Annotated in this window: 17 protein-coding genes and 1 pseudogene; 11 read left to right on the top strand and 7 right to left on the bottom strand. The window is 69.3% G+C overall.

What is annotated here, in order from left to right; translation table 11 throughout:
* Positions 1-11: 11 nt before the first annotated feature.
* On the top strand, positions 12-1,391 hold the full coding sequence (locus O7626_RS14550) for an asparagine synthase-related protein (protein WP_278061705.1): 1,380 nt from the start codon (positions 12-14) through the stop codon (positions 1,389-1,391).
* 11 nt (positions 1,392-1,402) lie between these two features.
* On the opposite strand, the gene O7626_RS14545 is transcribed toward O7626_RS14550, so the two are convergent.
* From O7626_RS14545 to O7626_RS14530, 4 genes are all read right to left on the bottom strand, one after another.
* Entirely contained in the window at positions 1,403-1,663 is a 261-nt protein-coding gene (locus tag O7626_RS14545; RefSeq protein ID WP_278061704.1) for a hypothetical protein, read from the bottom strand.
* Complete coding sequence (gene istB / locus O7626_RS14540; RefSeq protein ID WP_278061703.1) at positions 1,663-2,424, bottom strand: IS21-like element helper ATPase IstB; 762 nt, start codon at positions 2,422-2,424, stop codon at positions 1,663-1,665. The genes O7626_RS14545 and istB overlap by 1 nt, the downstream gene beginning before the upstream one ends.
* A complete protein-coding gene (istA, locus tag O7626_RS14535; RefSeq protein ID WP_278066157.1) occupies positions 2,421-3,815 on the bottom strand; it encodes an IS21 family transposase in 1,395 nt (464 codons plus the stop codon). The genes istB and istA overlap by 4 nt, the downstream gene beginning before the upstream one ends.
* Before the next feature lie 1,695 nt (positions 3,816-5,510).
* Positions 5,511-5,855 carry a hypothetical protein gene (locus O7626_RS14530; protein ID WP_278061702.1) on the bottom strand — a complete coding sequence of 115 codons (345 nt, stop codon included), beginning with the start codon at positions 5,853-5,855 and terminating at the stop codon, positions 5,511-5,513.
* Between the two features lie 365 nt (positions 5,856-6,220).
* On the opposite strand from O7626_RS14530, the gene O7626_RS14525 reads away from it, so the two are divergent.
* From O7626_RS14525 to O7626_RS14510, 4 genes are all read left to right on the top strand, one after another.
* Positions 6,221-6,631, top strand: coding sequence for a helix-turn-helix domain-containing protein (locus O7626_RS14525; RefSeq protein ID WP_278061701.1), 411 nt, complete (start codon positions 6,221-6,223; stop codon positions 6,629-6,631).
* A 106-nt stretch (positions 6,632-6,737) separates the two neighbouring features.
* Positions 6,738-7,271: an ImmA/IrrE family metallo-endopeptidase gene (locus tag O7626_RS14520; RefSeq protein WP_278061700.1), complete on the top strand. Its 534-nt coding sequence runs from the start codon at positions 6,738-6,740 to the stop codon at positions 7,269-7,271.
* On the top strand, positions 7,192-8,445 hold the full coding sequence (locus O7626_RS14515) for an MAB_1171c family putative transporter (protein ID WP_278061699.1): 1,254 nt from the start codon (positions 7,192-7,194) through the stop codon (positions 8,443-8,445). Before O7626_RS14520 ends, O7626_RS14515 begins: the two co-directional genes overlap by 80 nt.
* A gap of 53 nt (positions 8,446-8,498) precedes the next feature.
* A complete protein-coding gene (locus tag O7626_RS14510) occupies positions 8,499-9,014 on the top strand; it encodes a hypothetical protein (RefSeq protein ID WP_278061698.1) in 516 nt (171 codons plus the stop codon).
* A gap of 123 nt (positions 9,015-9,137) precedes the next feature.
* On the opposite strand, the gene O7626_RS14505 is transcribed toward O7626_RS14510, so the two are convergent.
* Complete coding sequence (locus O7626_RS14505) at positions 9,138-10,703, bottom strand: restriction endonuclease (protein WP_278061697.1); 1,566 nt, start codon at positions 10,701-10,703, stop codon at positions 9,138-9,140.
* A gap of 459 nt (positions 10,704-11,162) precedes the next feature.
* Between O7626_RS14505 and O7626_RS14500 the strand changes: the two genes are divergently transcribed.
* Positions 11,163-11,636, top strand: coding sequence for a hypothetical protein (locus O7626_RS14500; protein WP_278061696.1), 474 nt, complete (start codon positions 11,163-11,165; stop codon positions 11,634-11,636).
* A 60-nt stretch (positions 11,637-11,696) separates the two neighbouring features.
* Here the strand turns inward: O7626_RS14500 and O7626_RS14495 are convergent, their stop codons facing one another.
* A complete protein-coding gene (locus O7626_RS14495; RefSeq protein ID WP_278061695.1) occupies positions 11,697-11,960 on the bottom strand; it encodes a hypothetical protein in 264 nt (87 codons plus the stop codon).
* A gap of 220 nt (positions 11,961-12,180) precedes the next feature.
* On the opposite strand from O7626_RS14495, the gene O7626_RS14490 reads away from it, so the two are divergent.
* The 5 genes and pseudogenes from O7626_RS14490 (at position 12,181) to O7626_RS14470 (ending at position 15,715) form a co-directional block, all read left to right on the top strand.
* Positions 12,181-12,498, top strand: coding sequence for a hypothetical protein (locus tag O7626_RS14490; RefSeq protein WP_278061694.1), 318 nt, complete (start codon positions 12,181-12,183; stop codon positions 12,496-12,498).
* Positions 12,491-13,402 carry a hypothetical protein gene (locus O7626_RS14485; RefSeq protein ID WP_278061693.1) on the top strand — a complete coding sequence of 304 codons (912 nt, stop codon included), beginning with the start codon at positions 12,491-12,493 and terminating at the stop codon, positions 13,400-13,402. Before O7626_RS14490 ends, O7626_RS14485 begins: the two co-directional genes overlap by 8 nt.
* Before the next feature lie 175 nt (positions 13,403-13,577).
* Positions 13,578-14,690 carry an ISAs1 family transposase gene (locus O7626_RS14480; RefSeq protein ID WP_278060713.1) on the top strand — a complete coding sequence of 371 codons (1,113 nt, stop codon included), beginning with the start codon at positions 13,578-13,580 and terminating at the stop codon, positions 14,688-14,690.
* An 84-nt stretch (positions 14,691-14,774) separates the two neighbouring features.
* Positions 14,775-15,245: pseudogene (locus O7626_RS14475) on the top strand (hypothetical protein); the annotation flags it as partial.
* Positions 15,246-15,271: 26 nt separating this feature from the next.
* Entirely contained in the window at positions 15,272-15,715 is a 444-nt protein-coding gene (locus O7626_RS14470) for a hypothetical protein (protein ID WP_278061692.1), read from the top strand.
* 74 nt (positions 15,716-15,789) lie between these two features.
* On the opposite strand, the gene O7626_RS14465 is transcribed toward O7626_RS14470, so the two are convergent.
* A complete protein-coding gene (locus tag O7626_RS14465; RefSeq protein ID WP_278061691.1) occupies positions 15,790-16,602 on the bottom strand; it encodes a helix-turn-helix domain-containing protein in 813 nt (270 codons plus the stop codon).
* Between the last annotated feature and the right edge of the window lie 98 nt (positions 16,603-16,700).

Here is a 16,700-nt window from a genome sequence, read left to right as displayed (position 1 = left end):
GAGGACAACCCTTGCTCACGTTCCGTCTGGACTCGTCCGATCCGCCGACCGCTCCGGTCTGGAGCCATGACCGGTGGCGGATAGGCGAGCACGGCTTCGTCGAACCGCTGAACAACCCGGCCTTGGCCGACTTCGCCGTCCTCGCCGACGGCCAGGTGTTTTTCGGCGTCTTCGAACGCCACGGGCCGCCCCCACCGCAGAGCCCGTGCGCCATCGCCGACGTCCGCTGGTGGCTGTCCCTGGCCTGGGAGCAGGCCGTCGAGTACACGCTGGTGCAGGTCGGCTGGTCCGGGATCCGGGTGCAGGCCGGCCCGTTCGGCACCGCACCCGTCCATGTGGCCCGTGACGGCACCGTCCTCTACGGCTCCTGGGATGTGACCGCGCTGGGACCCCTGTGCCGGCCGGACCGGCTGTGCGACCGGCAGGTGACCCGTCTGTTGACGGGCCGGCACCGGTACACCGCCGAGACGGTGTTCGACGGGGTGCTGCGGGTGACCGAGCGGGCCGAGGTCGTCTTCGACGGCCAGCGTCTGAGCGTCAGCTACCCCCGTCCGGCGCCCAAACCCACGCCGGTCCTGCCGGGTGGACCGGGCGAGGACTCCGACGTCCTCGACGCCATGGACGAGCTACTGGCCCAGACGGTGACGCGGCGGGCGGTATCCGACAACGTCGGGGTGGAGTTGTCGGGCGGAATCTCCTCGGCGGTGGTGGCCGGGGCGGTGGCCCGGCCCTGGGGGCAGGTGATCTCCGTTGGTCTGGTGGTGCCGGGGGCGGCCGGGACAGCCCAGATTCAGCGGAGGCTCCGCTACGTCACCCGGTTCCGGCTGCGGGATCTGGGGTTGACCGCCGGTGACCATCGGCCGTTCCTGCCCGGGGGCCGCCGTGAGCGGGTGCATGATCCGGCCGGCCCGCGTGAGGTGGAGGCCTTGGCGGCGTTGGCGGGGCGGGCCAGCCAGTACGGGGTGAAGCTGCTGTATACCGGCACCGGCGGCAACGCACTGCTTGGCGCGGATGACGGGTTGGGCGGGGATGAGCCGCTGCCGGGGTGGCTGGGGTGGCGGGCCGGCCAGACGTTGGACGGGTTGGGGGAGGGGGTGGCCCCGCCGAGCATGGTGGCGGGGGCGGCGTTGATGGCCGCGGCTGCCCGTAACCCCGTCTGGCTGGCCGAGGGGATCTGGCCGGTGGCCCCGCTGGCCGACCCGCGTCTGCCGTCGTTCGTGCGCGGGTTGGCGCCCCGGTGGCGTGAGGACCGGTATCTGTTCCGGCAGCGGTTGTCGGCGTACGGGGTGCCGGGGGAAGGGCCGGATCCGGATGTCGGGGGAGTGTCCTCGGCGCTGGTGGGGGCCGGGATGTCGGGGTACTCGTTGGAGTGCAGAGGTGAGTACGGCTGATCTTGCAGAGGTCAGGTGTCGTGGTGGACGCCTTGTTCGTCACGGTGGGTTGCGTCTTGCAGGCGCAGGCGTGTGAGGCCGAGCATGTCGATCAGCCATCCGGGTCCGCCGGTGATGCCGCGGGCGCGTAGGAGGGTGTCGACCTCGTGGTGGGTCGCCGGCCCGGTGTTGGCGAGGAAGTCCTCGCAGATCTGGAGCAGGAGTTGTAGCAGGTCGCGGTGGTGGGTGTCGCCGGTGGCCGCGGGGTCGTTCGGGGTGGCCGGGGTGGGCATTAGGCGACGTTCTCGATGGCGGTGAGGCGGTTCTTGAGTCGGTAGCTGGGGCCGTTGATCGGGACGACGTCGCAGTGGTGCAGGAGTCGGTCGAGGATGGCGGTGGCCAGGACCTCGTCGCCGAAGGCCTGGCCCCATTCGCCGAAGCCCTTGTTCGAGGTGAGCAGGGTGGAGCCTTTCTCGTAGCGTTTGGAGATCACCTGGAAGACGAGGTTGGCCTCGGGCCGTTCGAGGGGTTGGTAGCCCACTTCGTCGATGACCAGGACGGTGGGGCGTAGGTAGGTTTGCAGCTTGCGGGCGAGTCGGCCGATCGCGTCGGCGGCGGTGAGGTGGCGGACCATGTCGTCGAGGGTGGTGAAGTAGACGGTGAATCCGGCTCGGCAGGCGGCGACCGCGAGGGACACGGCGATGTGGGTCTTGCCGACGCCGGGTGGGCCGAGGAGAGCGACGTTGGCTTTGGCCTGCACGAACGCGAGGGTCGCGAGGTCACGAACTTTGCGGGGGTCCAGGTCGGGTTGGAAGCTGAAGTCGTAGTCGTCGAGGGTTTTGTGGTGCGGCAGTTTCGACAGGCGCAGCCCGGCGCGGAAGCGGCGTTCGTCGCGGACGGCGAGTTCCTCTTCCAGTACGAGGTCGAGGAACTCCAGGTAGCCCATGGCCTCGGTGTCGGCTCGGCCGGTGAGTTCCCGCAGCGTCTTGGCCAGGTGAGGCAGGCCGAGCTTGGTGGCGCTGGCGTGGATGCGGTTGGTGACCAGCTCACTCACTTCGAGGCGTCCTTCAGGTGTGGGCGGTGGGTAAACGGGCTGGCGGCAGCGATCTGCTCATAGACCGACAGCGGCCGGGCCTCGACGGCGATCTGGGCGGCGGCGGCCCGGTTGAGTAGGGCTTGCAGCGGTCCCTGGCCGCCGTTGTGGCGGGCCGGTCGGCGTGTGGTCGACTGCCCGCCGTCGGGGTCGCCGGTGGTGACGGCACGGGTGTGCCCGTCGGGAAGACCGTCCCAGTGGGTTTCGTCGACGACGCGGGCGCCGCGGCCGACGGCCCGCTGGTGCGTGGCCAGCAGCGTGGCGCCGTCCAGGCCGTCGACGGTGGCGTGGATGGCGATGGTGGCGGCGGTCGCCCGGATCTCCACGAGCTGGCGGTGGCGGACCCGCCGGGCCGGCACGGAGTAGAGGTTGCCGGCGTAGGCGACCAGGCAGTCCTTGCCAACGTGCCGCAGATGCCGGTCGGCGACCACATACGCCCTGGCCGGGATCGGTCGCAGCGCGGCGTGGTCCCGGACCGCCCGCACGCCGATGATCTCACCGTGGGTGCGATGCCGCACGGCCCGCCGCTGCGGAACCCAGGCCACGAACGTGGCGTCGAGCTCGGCCAGCGACGAGAACGCCCGCCCGGCCAGGACATGATCACGGACGATGGTGACCTGCCGTTCGACCCGCCCTTTGCCAGTCGGCCGGTAGGCGGCCAGCACATCGATGTCGAAGTCGTAGTGCCCGGCGAAGGCGACCGCTTCCGGGTGCAGCGGCACCGCCAGGCCCGGAGCGACGTGCCGGCGGACCACGGTCTTGGTCCGGTCGTAGACGATCGCACCGGGAACCCCGCCGAAGTGCGCGAACGCCCGCCGGTGACACTCCCAGAACGCGGCCAGGTCCTGGCTGGTGGTGAAGCAGCAGAACGGATCCCGCGAGTACGACAGCACCATGTGGAACGAGTACACCTTCGGGATCCCGACGTGAGCCAGGATGTCGCCTTCGTCGCCCCAGTCCACCTGGGCCTGCGCACCCGGAACGACCTCGAACCGCCGATGCAGCCCGGCCAGCTGATCCGGGCTGATCCCCAACTCCGCCGCGATCCGCGGACGGGCCTGCTGCAGATACAACTTCACCCGCTGGTAGTTACCGGTGAACCCGTACTGCTCGACCAGACGTTCATGGATCACCGTGCCCTTGAGCAGCAACTCCGCCCGCAACCACGCATCGACCACATGCGCGAACACATCGATCAGCTGCCCACGAGCCGGCCTCGCCGCAACCGGCGGCACCACCTCGCCGCCACCAGCAGCCAGGTACTTCTTCACCGTCCGCCAGTTCAGGCCCGTCTCACGAGCGATCTCCGAAACATTCGCACCAGCCTCGTGCAACGCCCGGAACCGACGCACATCCAGCCACCGCTGTTCATCCAACGCCCCCACCGCCAGCCGCCCCACGCCGGTCCGATCACGACCCGAGCAGCCTCACCCTCAGTCACCCGCTGACGACGGACAAACGGTGCGCACCTCTGCAAGATCAGCTGTACGTAGCTCTGCACTCCAGGCCGTACCCCGACACCTACCACGTCAGCGACGCCGACACCGGCCGCTTCCACGTCCGGGAAGTGCGCCCTGCGGCGCGCGACACACCCGACGTGCCCCCGTTCGGACCCGTCAACCCCTGACCAGGACAAGGCCACGGCGCGGTAGTTGCACCAGCGTCGGGCCGCTACGGCCTGAGTCCATTCCCGTCCTCGTTGGAGGACGTCACTGTCCCCACCAGCATCATTTTGGCCAGGGCCACTCCACGGGCAGTGCGGCGGGCTCTGGTGGAAGTTGTGGTCCCGGTCGTTCCTCAACTCCAGCCGCGCCGGGTGATCCTCGAAGGCTCGCAGGGCGTGCCGCTGGCTGGTGGCCCGCACACCGCGCGGCGGCAGCGCGTACACGATGGCCACCATCCCGGGCGCGGCGAACGTGCCGTCCGGGGGCGGGGCCTGGGCGTGACGCCGTCGCCGGCGGCGAGGCGCCGTAGCGTGGACGGCCGGCCTTCCCGGGGGCCGGCACCCCCTGGTGCCGACGGTCCGGTCCGGCTCGGCAGTGGTGTCGACGACGTCCGCCGGCCCTCTCCTGGACAGGCCGGCGGCCACCTTGAGACAGTGCTCGGGGCGGCCGGTGTGGGACCGGCAACCGCCGCCAGGCCCAGCGGCAACGTACTGGCCCGCGTACGCGCACTCGGTGCAGAACCCTAGATCAGCGGCCCGGTCCACCGCAGGTGACACGTACGCGGACCGGGGCTCGGGCACGCGGACGTGGGTGCGTTCAGGTATTCTCACGGGGAGCTGCCCTCGCGTGCAGGCATGCGAGGGCTCCCCAGATGGGAACCGCTTCACGGCGGGCCTCTCTGGTGAAGGCGGCGGCTCCGGGATCAGATTGGCGTCGGTCCCCGGGGTCGCCGGTTTCGTTTCCGGCTCATCCTCAAAGTCTGCTAGTGATTGCTAGCTGCTGCCACCCTAACCGATCTGTCTACCCCACGGGGGAGCGGCACGGCCACAGACGCCGGGCCGCCACGCCGGACGGTTCGCACCAGCACCGATCGCCACAGCCCCGGAACCGATGACGGCCTGCCTCCGTGCCGGAGGACCGTTGACACGGGTCACCGCTGTCGGCGCATGTCCGCTGTGAGTTGCCGGCCCCGTGCCCGCCCGGCGGCGCGCGGCACCGACAGTTGCCCGACACGCCGGCCCCCGCAGGCGGGCCGCAGTTGGACCCCTACCCGCCGTCAGCGCTATCGTGGCAACCGCATCTCCGTTCATTCGTCTGGCGGGTTGCGCTGTGGTCCCAGGGAGGCAACTTCCTGGGTGCCTCACCCGGGGGTAGTGCCCCGGGGTGTCTGGAAGCCCGGACGGCCAGGAGTAGTGGCCCGGCCCCGGGACATGAAGCGGCCCCGTCCGAAACGCGTTCGGGAGGGGCCGCTTCACTGTCTCCGCGACCCGGCTCGTCTCGTTCACGACACCGCCCCAGCCCGACCGCCGCCACCGGCCAGCCCACCCAGTGCCCGGGGGCGTGGACGTCACACGCCAGGCCGCTACCCGTCCACGCCTGCACTCAGCGCCGCACCAACGTCAACACCCGCAGCTCACCCGTATCGCTCCCGGCGCAATGGGTGCCCGGGACGGCGGGCCCGCTGGTCGTGTGCGCCGTGGCCGTGGGAGGAAACTGACCGCACTGCCGATCACACCGGTGGCCCCGGCACTGCTGACGCTGCTGCCGGGCACCGGCCAGAACCCCCAGCCGGTAGGCCTCGGTCACCGGCCCGACCTTGCGCATCAGACCGGTCATCACCGCGGACGTGATCGCCGAGGCCAGAAAGATCCCGTACAGCTCAGGCAGGAGTTTCCAACCACTGGTGATAGCGCCGATGAGGTCAAGTCCGAGTCCGGTGATGGACACGGCAAGGACCGCTGGCCAGATCGTGGTCTGGGTGGGCCACCGCAGCAAGGCTCACTCTCCCCGTGTTGATGAACATGGGGGCCTGGGGACTGGTCGTGAGGGTGATCGGTGGCGTCGCGCGGACCGCCGAGGAGTGCCGCGCACGGTGCGGCCGACCCTCATGGCAGCAGCCATCCACCCCGACATGTCCCCCTGCCCCAAGCCACACCATGCGCGTCCCGGTCCACAGCGACCGACAACGCACCGTTTCGAGGAGTGAGCATACGGTGATCCACAATGACTCCGTCAACCACACTGGACGTTAAGTTTCCGAAACCGTCCAATCTGGTTGACGCCGGGGAAGGCATGCGAAAAGCTGGACGGCGATGTCGACGCCACCACCCCACACCTTCGCCCACCACCTCCGGGCACTGTTCGCCGAACGCACCAACCCCAGAACCGGCGAGCCCTACACCAACGCCGAGGTGGCCAAGAGTGCCGGGCTGTCCAAAACCCAGATCGGCAACCTCCTCAAGGGCGACGGCAACCCCACCTACACCACCATCCAGGCCCTGGCCACGTTCTTCGGCGTCAACCCCGACTACTTCTTCGGCGGCGACGCCGGCCCCGACCCGGAACTACGCGCCGCCATGCAGGACCTCGGCGTGCGCCGGATCGCCCACCGCTCCATCGGCATCTCCGAAGGCAGCCAAGAAATGGTCCTGGGAATCCTGGAACGGATACGGCAACTGGAACGAGGCCCCACCCCGGCCCCAGGGACCGACGCGGACTCCTGACACACCGGCAACCAACGCCCCAGAACACCCACGCATCGCCCCGTCGCCGGCCGCCCACTCCTGGCCCGACCCCCTGGACAACCCACAGCGGGAGCAGAAGCCGCACATGCCCATCGATGACCTCCGGCGGTCCATAAGCCCGCTGGTGGAGACGTTCGCGCTGCCGAGGCCCTGGGACCTCCTCGGCTTCCTTGACACGGTAGGCAAAGCCACCGGACGCCCGATCCTGCTCCTGCCCACCGACACCTCCGGCGGGATCTGCGGCATGTGGGTGGAAACCGAACAGGCCGACTACATCGCATACGAGGAACGCACATCACTGCCGCACCAGCAACAGATCATCCTCCACGAACTCGGACACATCCTGGGCCGGCACCCCGGCAAACCCCTGGACTCAAGCTGGGTGTCCGGCGGAAGACGAACCCCCTACAACGACTACCAGGAACAGTGGGCGGAAACCTTCGCCGACGAACTGCTGCTGCGCCTCGGCCGTGAACGCCCCGCCCCCGCCGACCCCGCCACGGCCCGCATCGTGGCCAGCCTCGACCCGGAGGATCCTGATGTTCAGCAGCATCGCGTTCGCCCTCATCGGCGCCGCTGGGCTCTACGTCACCTATGGTCTGGCCACACGCCCCGCTAGCCGCACACCCGCCCGCGCCTGGATGGCCGCCGCCCTGCTCCTGGCATTCACCGGCATCGTCGCCTGGTGGCTCTACGACCCGATCACCGACCTCACCGCAGTACCCAACCTCGCCCGGCTCCTGTTCCACCTCATCGCCGGCATCGCCTCCACCGGCGCCGCCATGTGCATGCTCCGCCACTGGGTATACCCGCCCGACACCGCGCGACGAGCCGTGCGCCGCCAACAGTGGATCTCCGGCACCCTCGCCATGATCATGGTCATCGCGTTCTTCACCAGCGTCGCCGACACCGAACACGAACCCGGTCCCTGGCAGGACCGGTACGGCCACCTGCCACTGGTCATCGTCTACATCATCACGTTCAACACCGCGCTCGGCTGGCTGCTCTTCGAACTCGGCCGCCTCTCCTGGCGATACGCCCAACAGATCCAAGGCCGTCGCCGCACACGTGTCAGTCTGCGCCTGTTCGCCCTCGCCGGCTGGATCGGCATGGTGTACGTGGTCACCCAGATCGCCAACGTCGCCGCCACCGCCATCGACAAACCACTACCGCAGACGATCTACCACACCACCGTCCTCATCTCCCAGAACGTGTGCGTCGTCCTCATCGCCGCCGCCGCCGTCATCCCCGGCATCGGCGCCGCCACCACCAGATCCCGCCGCGCCATCGCCGCCGCCCGCCTGGAACCCCTCTGGCAGGCATTCCGCAAAGTTTTCCCGTACCTGCTCAAGCCGCCACCGAAAAACCTCATCGACGCCATCTGGACCGGTCTGAGGGCAACCGACGACTACCCGCTGCACCGCATGATCATCGAAATCCGCGACGGATACCTCGAACTGCGCCCCTGGTATGACGAGGAGGTCTCCGCCATCAGCAGGCACCTGGCCGACCAGGCCGGGCTACGTGGTAGGAAGGCAGCCGCGGTCGTCGAAGCGGCAACGGTACTGGCGGCACTACAAGCCAAAGCCGCCGGCCGGCAGCCGGCCGGCACCGGGCAGGTAGAGGTCGGGGCCGAGGACATGAAAGGTGAGGCACGGTGGCTGTCACAGGTAGCTCGGGCGTGCGCGAAGTCGACGGTGGTACGGCAGGTCCTGGACGGACTCAACCAGCCATCATGGGTGGAAACCCAACTACAGGCACTGGGAATCAGCCGAACCGGCATCGCCTCCTGAGAGCCGCCCGGGTCGCCACCGAAGTCCTCGCACCCGCCGTCCTCGCGGCGGCCATGCCCGTCATCGTCGCCGTCACCGCCGCCCCGACACTGACCGCAGGCCTTGGCTGGGGAGCCCTGGCCGCCCTGTTCTCGGCGGTGATCCCGTTCGGTGCGATCCTCGTCGGAGTAAGGCGCGGCAAGCTCACCGACCACCACGTGGGCCGCCGCGAACAGCGGCGCACCCCGATGCTGATCGGGCTGGCGTCAGTACTGGCCAGCCTGATCCTGTTCGCCGTCACCGGAGCGCCACGGCAACTGACCGCCATGGTCTCGGTGATGCTGGCCGTCCTCCTCATGATCACCATGGTCAACCTGCGCTGGAAGCTCTCCGCGCACGCCGCCGTGTCCGCCGGCAGCGCCACCGTGCTAACGATCATCTTCGGCTGGGTCCTGGCCCCCGCGTGGCTGGCCGTCGCCGCCGTCAGCTGGTCCCGGGTACACCTGCACGACCACACCATTGCCCAGGTCATCGCCGGAGCGGCCATCGGCACCACCACCGCCGCGGCGGTCTTCCTCGCCCTCACCTAACGCAACCGGCGATGCCCGGCGGCGGCCCCCCGGCCGTACGATCACCGGAGGGCCCATCGGACGCCAGGCAGCGCGAAGGAGTCTGCCGTCCCAGGTGCTCGCTCAGCCAATGGCAAGACCTGGTCAGGAGCCTTGGGGGGGCCCGAGCGCGCGGAGCGCGGCCACGAGATCGGGCGGAACAGTGAAGTGCGTCGCCTTCACCCCGTGGTCGTAGCCTGTCTGGAACGGGTACTCCACTTCCTCGGGAACGTGGCCTTGCTCGATGAGAGAGGCCGTGATGCGGTTAGTGGGACGTGTCAGTCCGCGCAGCGTGCGATCCGGTGGGAACTCGGCGATCGCATACACCTGATCCCGCTCCAGCCGACCGTGCTGCTGCGCTGCGGTTCGGATCAGAGCCGCCCGCATCGGGTAAAGGTTGTCGAGCACCGTCATCAACCTCTGAGCCGCCCGCACCGACCAGCCTCGAACCTCGCCTGGCACCCGCTCAGACCGATCATCGGCCACGATCCGCACCTCGGGACGTTCCCGCCGCCGAGGTCGTGCCGGGAGGTTGCGTCGCAGGAAGGAGGTATCGGCCGCGTCAGTCCCCGCGCCGCCCTCAACCTGCTCCTCGCCCGAAGGCCGGGGTGGGGCTTGTACCGGTTGATACCGCAACTGGACCAGCCGGTCTTCCAGAAACAGGCTGATCGTCGGTAACAAGATCTCTCTCGCGTCGGCGGCACGTCGACGTTCCTGCTCGGGCACGGACAACAACCAGGCCTCGAGCGCGCCGGGGAGACCGAACGACAGCCGGAAAGCGTCAGGATCCGCCGTGGGGGTGATGGTCCAATCTCCACGATCCCCTTCTCGCCCGAAGCGAATGTCCACCGGGATGTAGGTGCCGTGCTCTGCGATGAAAGCCTCGAAGTCCTCCATGCTGTCGGGGCGCATGGCCAGGATGAACGGCGCTGCGGGGAAGCCCAGGATCAGCCCTTCACCGGTAGCGGAGTCCTGCAGCTCGGCGGTCACCCGGGCCGCCCAGGAGGCCAGGGTATCCGCGGGCAGGCCGCCGTCTCCACCTTGAGAGGGCTCTCCGGCCACAGTCATCTCGGCTCCTGCGCTGCTGAATGCGGTTCGCAGCGCCAGCCGTACCTGCCGGACGGGAAAAGTCGTGAGATTCGCGGCCAAAGCCTCGGCGAGGACCAGCCTCGCGGCCCTTTCCACGGTGGCGATGAGGGGTTCGAACGCGGGCCCGGATAGGTCGACGAGGGAGATCTGTTGGGCGAGCGCGTAACCTTGCGCCTCCCGCTTGAAACCGGCGGCCGAGAACAACGCGTACCGGTACTGGTACCGGCGTAACGGATGCCGGTACGTTGCCGACAGTTCGGTCGAGTACTGCTGGTTGACGTCGTCGATGACGCCGTGGGCGTTGCGCACCTCCGCCAGGCCGACCTTCGATCCCCGGTTCTTCGCCTCGACGAACAGCCGAACAGGGAGGGAGAACGGTGTCGGCATCAACAGATCACCCAACACGTCAGCCTGGTGATCGGCGCCTCGGCCCCGAACGAGCAGACCGTGTCCCGCCTGACGCAGGGCTTGTCCGTCAGCGTCCGAGTCCTGCAGGAGCCGGTATCCGTTCGCGCTGAGCAGGAAGGCGATCGCCTCCTCGAGAAGATACCCGGCCAAGGCATCGACAGAGATCAGTGCCATGAGCTGATCCTCGCATGTGGAGGTCGACGCGGGGGCGCCCGACCTCCTGGGCGGGCACCGTCGCGGCGACACCGACGCCGACTATGCCCGAAGGTCGGCGGCCGGTGCCGACGTCACCCTCAGCGGCATCCTCCTGAGGCAGGTCATCCCGTGCCGGAACCGGCCATTGGGGGCTGGCGAGTGACGGGCACGCCATTCCCTCACCCGCCAGTTCACGCCTGCCTGTCCACACGTTGCGGTGGCTGGTCCGCACGCCAGCCAACCTGGCGGGCTGGCAGACGCACGCGGTGTTCCCCGCCGACCTGCATAGGCATTCCTGGTCCGTCGGTGCGGGATCGGGGTTGCGACAGCTTGACCAGGTCAGGCACCCTGGACCCGCGATGTTGACGGACGGCTATGGATCACGTGCCCTGTGTTCCCGGCGCTGGTCCGAGTAGGCAGTGGCGGAAGGGGCGGTTCGTGCTTCGGATGTACGGGGATCCGGACGAGTTGGACCGGCTGGCGGGTCGGCTGCGTCAACGCGCGGGGGAGGTCCGTGAGCGGGCCGCCGATCATGAACGTCAGGGACACACGGCGCGGTGGGTGTCGGTGTCGGCGCAGGTGTACCGGGATCGGGTCACACAGGACCGGAGGCGGGCGGACCAGACCGCCGACGAACTGGACCGGGTCGCGGACGCCGTCGTGGCGCACGCGCAGGACGTCCGGGAGCTGATCGCCCGGATCGCGCGAATCGAGGAACAGGTCACCGGCTGGTTCGACTCCGCCGCCCAGCGACTCCGAGACCTGGCGCCGCTGGCGGGGGGCCCGTTACTCAAGGCGGCGGTGGAGGCGCCGTGGGCGGGCTGGTCGGTTCAGCCCGGCAACCTGCCCGCCTCGGGGGACCGGCGGTGGTTGGAGGTCGGCGAGTTCATGCGGGGCAAGGGCGTGCTCTGAGTGGATTCGGCCAACGAGGGGCCGCTGGCTCGCCGGCTGGTGTTGTCCGCGCAGGAGTGGTCACTGCTCATACGGCAGGCCGGGATGCGGCCCCCACCGGGACTGCCGGTCGTCGACCTCGATGACGCACAGGTGCCGCAGGTCGAGGCCCGCCTGGCCGCCAGGAACGTGGTGACGGCAGACGGGAGCGATCCGCCACTGTGGCGGCCCGTCGAGCCGGTCGCGGTCAACCTCGCGGCGTTCCTTGCCGCTCAGGCGCTGATCCAGGTGGAGGCGTCGGTCGCCGACCGGTGGACACGGGCGCTGTTCGCGGTAGCCGGCCACGCGGGCGCCGGCCTGGTCGCGTTAGCCGATGGCGCCGTTGAGCTGTCGATGTTCGAGGCGGTGACGCTCGGCCCGGAGTTGGTCCGGGTGGTGCCGGCGGTGCGCGACCTGGTCGGGGCGCAGTCGGCGCGGATCGGTCACGCGCTCGGCGGCGGCACGGTCGGATCGTCGGTGTCGGGGCGGTTGCCGGTGGAGGCGTTGCTGGAATACGGGCCAGCCGGTGAGTTGGCGGGAACGGCGGGCCGGCATCGGGTGGTGGGAGGCGCTGCAACTCACGGCGGCGCAGGCGCGGCTGGCCGAGCAGGTGACCAGCCGGGCCACGGGTGTGCTGCGGGTTGTGGTCTCCGGCCGCGTCGGCAACGGGGCCGGCCTGGCGCAGGTGGTGTGGCTGGCTACCGACCAGGGCTGGCTCGGGCTACGCCCGGACCCGGACGGTTCCGGACGGCGGATGGTGACGGTGCTGCCGGTGGCCCGGGAGGAGTTCGGAATGTGGCTGGCCCCGCACCTGGGACAACTGTTGGAGGGTGGCGATGGGTGACCCGGAGTTCCAGGTCAGCGGCGGCGCCGGTGGGACCGGCGCCCGGTATGAGGACATCGGCGTGCTCGCCGCCCACAGCGACGACCTGGCCCGGGACCTGGCCGGGATCAGCGTCCAGGGTCACAACATGCTCGTCGACCCGGACCTGGTCGCCTCTGCGGTCCTCAACCCCGGCGGGTTCGCGAAGATCGAGGCGGGGCTGCTCAACGCGCTGGACGGCCCGGACGGGCTGTCGGCGCTGTCGCTGGGCTTCGGCGAGCGGGCGATCGCACTGCGGACGGTCGTCACCTCCTACCAGGCCGTCGACGAGGCCCAGGCCCGGGCGATCGACACCCTGCGCTGGGCCGCCGGCTACGGCCTCGGCGGCGCACTCCAAGCCGGTGTGCTCGCGCCCGGACTGGCACTGCCGCTGGTCGCACCGCTCGGCGTCGCGGGTGCCGTGTTCGGCGACGACATCGACTGGGACCAGTTGATGACCGAGCATCCCGGCATCGTCGACAACCTCGTCGGCCTCGGCCCCGGACTGATCAGCAGCCTGCCCGGAACACCGATGGTCTCCGACGTACCGGGGGCGGCGGACCTGCTCGGGCAACTCTACGAAGACGGCACCCACCAGACCGTCGAGCGGGGCGTCGACGACACCCACGACTCGATGCGGTTCCCGCCACGGGACTTCGCGGACCTGATCGACGGCCTCGACTGGCGCAACCGCGAGGCCAACGCGGGCCAGCCCGACCAGATCGACGTCCGGGTGATCACGAACCCGGACGGCAGCCGGGCCTACGTCGTCGACATCCCCGGCACCAAGGAGTGGAACCACCCGTTCCAGCAGGGCTATTGCGTGTTTGGTCGAGTGGCCGTTGAACTGGGGATTCCCGGGGTGGGCGGACCCTTGCGGGGTTGAGGAAGGCGGGTGAGGCCTGTAGGTGATCATGGAGTTCTCGACGCTCCCGGACACCTTGAGGACCTCACCCGCGATGTCAGCATGCCCGATTCAGGTACTGTCCGCAGTTCGCACCCCCACCGACTCGCCACCGCGCCTTGTCACCGAGGGTGAAGAAGCTGGGCTCCAGCACTCGTTGGCCACCATCGCGGACCCCCGGTCCCCGCGTGGGGCGCGTTACCCGCTCGTCGGGCTACTGACCGTCGCGGTGTGCGCCGTGACCGCCGGCGCATCATCGTTCGCGGCCATCGCGGACTGGCTGCACGACCTCGATGACCTCGCCAGGGCCCGGCTCGGGTTCATCCGCGCCGTCCCGGCCGCGACCACGATCTGGCGGCTGCTGACCAGGTTGGACGCTGACCTGCTGGCCACCGTGCTCGCCGACTGGCTGCGTACCCGCGTCCCGCCTCCGGTCACGCCCCGACCTCGGCGGTACCGGATCGTCATCGCCATCGACGGCAAGACCATGCGCGGCGCCCGCCGCGCCGATGGCAGCCGGGTCCACCTGCTGTCCGCGCTGGACACCAGCACCGGCATCGTGCTCGCTCAGGTCACCGTGGCCGCGAAAAGCAACGAAATCCCCGCGTTCACCCCACTGCTGGACGCGGTCGAACAGGTTCTGGGTAGCCTGGACGGCCTCATCTTCGTGGCCGACGCCCTCCATACACAGACCAGCCACGCGACCGAGGTCGCCGCTCGCGGCGCCGACCTGCTCATCCCGGTCAAAGGTAACCAGCCGACCGTGTTTGCCCAGCTCAAGGCCTTGCCCTGGGCCCAGGTCCCGGTGGGTGACCGACGCCGCGAAACCGGTCACGGCCGGCGGGAGACCCGCACGGTCAAGGCGCTCACCGTAGCCACCCCCGGCGGTCTGCTGTTCCCTCACGCCGAGCAGGCCGTCCGGATCACCCGCACCCGCACCCTCAAGGGCAAGACCACCAGGGAAACCGCCTACTACACCATCTCCCTCCCCGCCGAGCACGCCCAACCCGCGGACCTGCAGTCCTGGGCCCGAAACGAGTGGCTGATCGAGAATCAGGTCCATCATGTCCGCGACGTCACGTTCCGTGAAGACCTCCACCAAGCCAGAACCGGCACCGGCCCCGCAATCATGGCGACGCTACGTAACACCGCGGCCAGTTACCACCGCACCAACGGCGATACCAACATCGCCCGCGCCACCAGACGCGCCGACCGTCGCCCGCACGACCTCATCACTGCAATGACCAGCAGCTACCCCAGAACGCAATGACCCTGCCCGTTCCAGGGCGACAGCCCCTACCTACACGACACCGGCACCAACGTCCACGTCCTCGGCGGCGACACCACCACCCGACAACACGCGATCGCCGACGCGCTACGGATGGCCGGCGCCAGCACCGACGACCCCGTCATGCTCGTCGGCCACAGTCAGGGCGGAATGGTCGCCGCCCAGGCTGCCCACGACACCGGTACCGGCGCCTTCCCGTACAACGTCACCCACGTCGTCACCGCCGGCTCACCCATCGGCGCCGTCGACGTATCGCCGAACGTGCAGGTCCTGTCATTGGAGAACGGCCACGACCTGGTGCCGCACCTGGACGCCCGCGACAACCCCGACCAGGCCAACCGCACCACGGTCACCTTCGACAGCCAACTCGGCTCCGCCGGAGCGAACCACAACACCCGCGAGGCGTACCTGCCGGCGGCCCAGGCACTGGACCACAGCAACGACCCGTCAGTGCAGGCCTTCCGCGACAGCGCGGGCGCGTTTCTCGGCGGCGACAGTGTCGAGTCGAAGGTGTATGAGTTGAACCGGATCCACTGACGCGGCCGGACAGTGAAGGAGCGGGCATGCGGCACACGACTACGCGATCGGCCAGACGTACCACCACAGCAATCCTGGCCGCGCTGGCGGTGCTGACACTCGGGTCAGGCTGCAACGTCAACGACTCACCCCAGGAACGGGAGGAGTCCAACGCCATCGCCGCCGACATTCAGGAGACGCTGGCGCAGCGACCCGACGTAGTACAAGTCAAGGTCAACTACCAGAACAACTTCAACGCCTCAGCCCAGGCCAGCGTCACGATCACCGTCACCCCCGGAAGTGACGTGGAGCCGGTGATCGAGGAAGCGACCCGCCTGATATGGCTCAGCAAACTCCACCCGCTCAGCATCATCAGCATCGCCGCCAACGAGGCCGAAGCCCAACAACGCGGCGTCGACCGGGACATCGACCCCAACGGCACCGACAAGGCCGAACTCGAAAGGAAATACGGGCCACGCCCGCCGCGGTAACGGCGGTTGGGGGAGAGCAGCGGGCGTCGCCGTCGCCGCTTGGTCCAGGCCTCGTCTGGTTGGATGGGATGGCTTTATCTGGCTGTGCTGGTGGTCTTGGAGATGACCAGGTCAACCGTCTCCCTGAAGGCCCGGTGCTGGCTGGTCCACATCCGCAGGAGGGCGACCTTGTCCGCGTCACCCAGGACCGTCGAATCCAGAATCTCCGCCACGTCCTGGTGCCCGTGGTGCTCTGCCGGCACCCCTGCCCGCTCAAGCAGACCGCTACTTCGAGATCGCCTCTTGCCGCGCCCGTCCGCGTCCTTCTCCTTGCCTGAGGGGCGGGTGCCGGTCCGGTAGAGGTGGTCCAGGGTGCCGACCGGCCATTCCAGTGCCTCATCCCATACGGGCCGTAGCCGGGCCGGGACGGCGGTGGAGCCACTCTCCACGTTGGTTACCGTGCGTGTGCTCACGGGTGCCGCTATCCGAGCGGCCAGCTCGCCCTGGGTGAGTCCCATTTCCTCGCGGCGGGCGGCGACCGCCGTGCCGGCGGCGATGAGGTTGCGGTGGGCGTGGGACTCCTCGGCCCCGGCAATCTCCTCTACGGGCTGGCTGGGCTGCTCTTCGTTGTCCGCCCATCCCAGGTCGTCTGTGGCGGTGGGGTCGATCTTGCCGGTGTGGTAGGCCCGGTTGATGGTGCCGGCGGGCCACTCCAGGGCTCTGTCCCAGGCCGGGCGCAGTCTGGGGAGGATGGCGGTGGCCCCGGTCTCGACGTTGGTGAGGGTGCGCGGGCTGACCGACGCTTCGATGCGCGCGGCGAGTTCCCCTTGGGTGAGGCCCAGTTCGGCGCGGCGGGCGGCGATTGCCAGGCCGACGCGGCGGGCGTACGGGGGCCGTTGGTTCGCCACTTCACTCTCCATCGATGCGTTCGCGGAAACGACTAGCAGTTAGACGCAGGGTAGCGGAAGGTCCGCCTCTGACTTGATATCTGTCTGGTCACGGCGAG

Origin of the sequence: Micromonospora sp. WMMD1102 (genome assembly GCF_029626265.1) — a bacterium.
Classification (GTDB): Bacteria; Actinomycetota; Actinomycetes; order Mycobacteriales; family Micromonosporaceae; genus Plantactinospora.
Note: the sequence above shows the minus strand (reverse complement) of the source record. Positions and strands in the feature narration are given on the sequence as shown.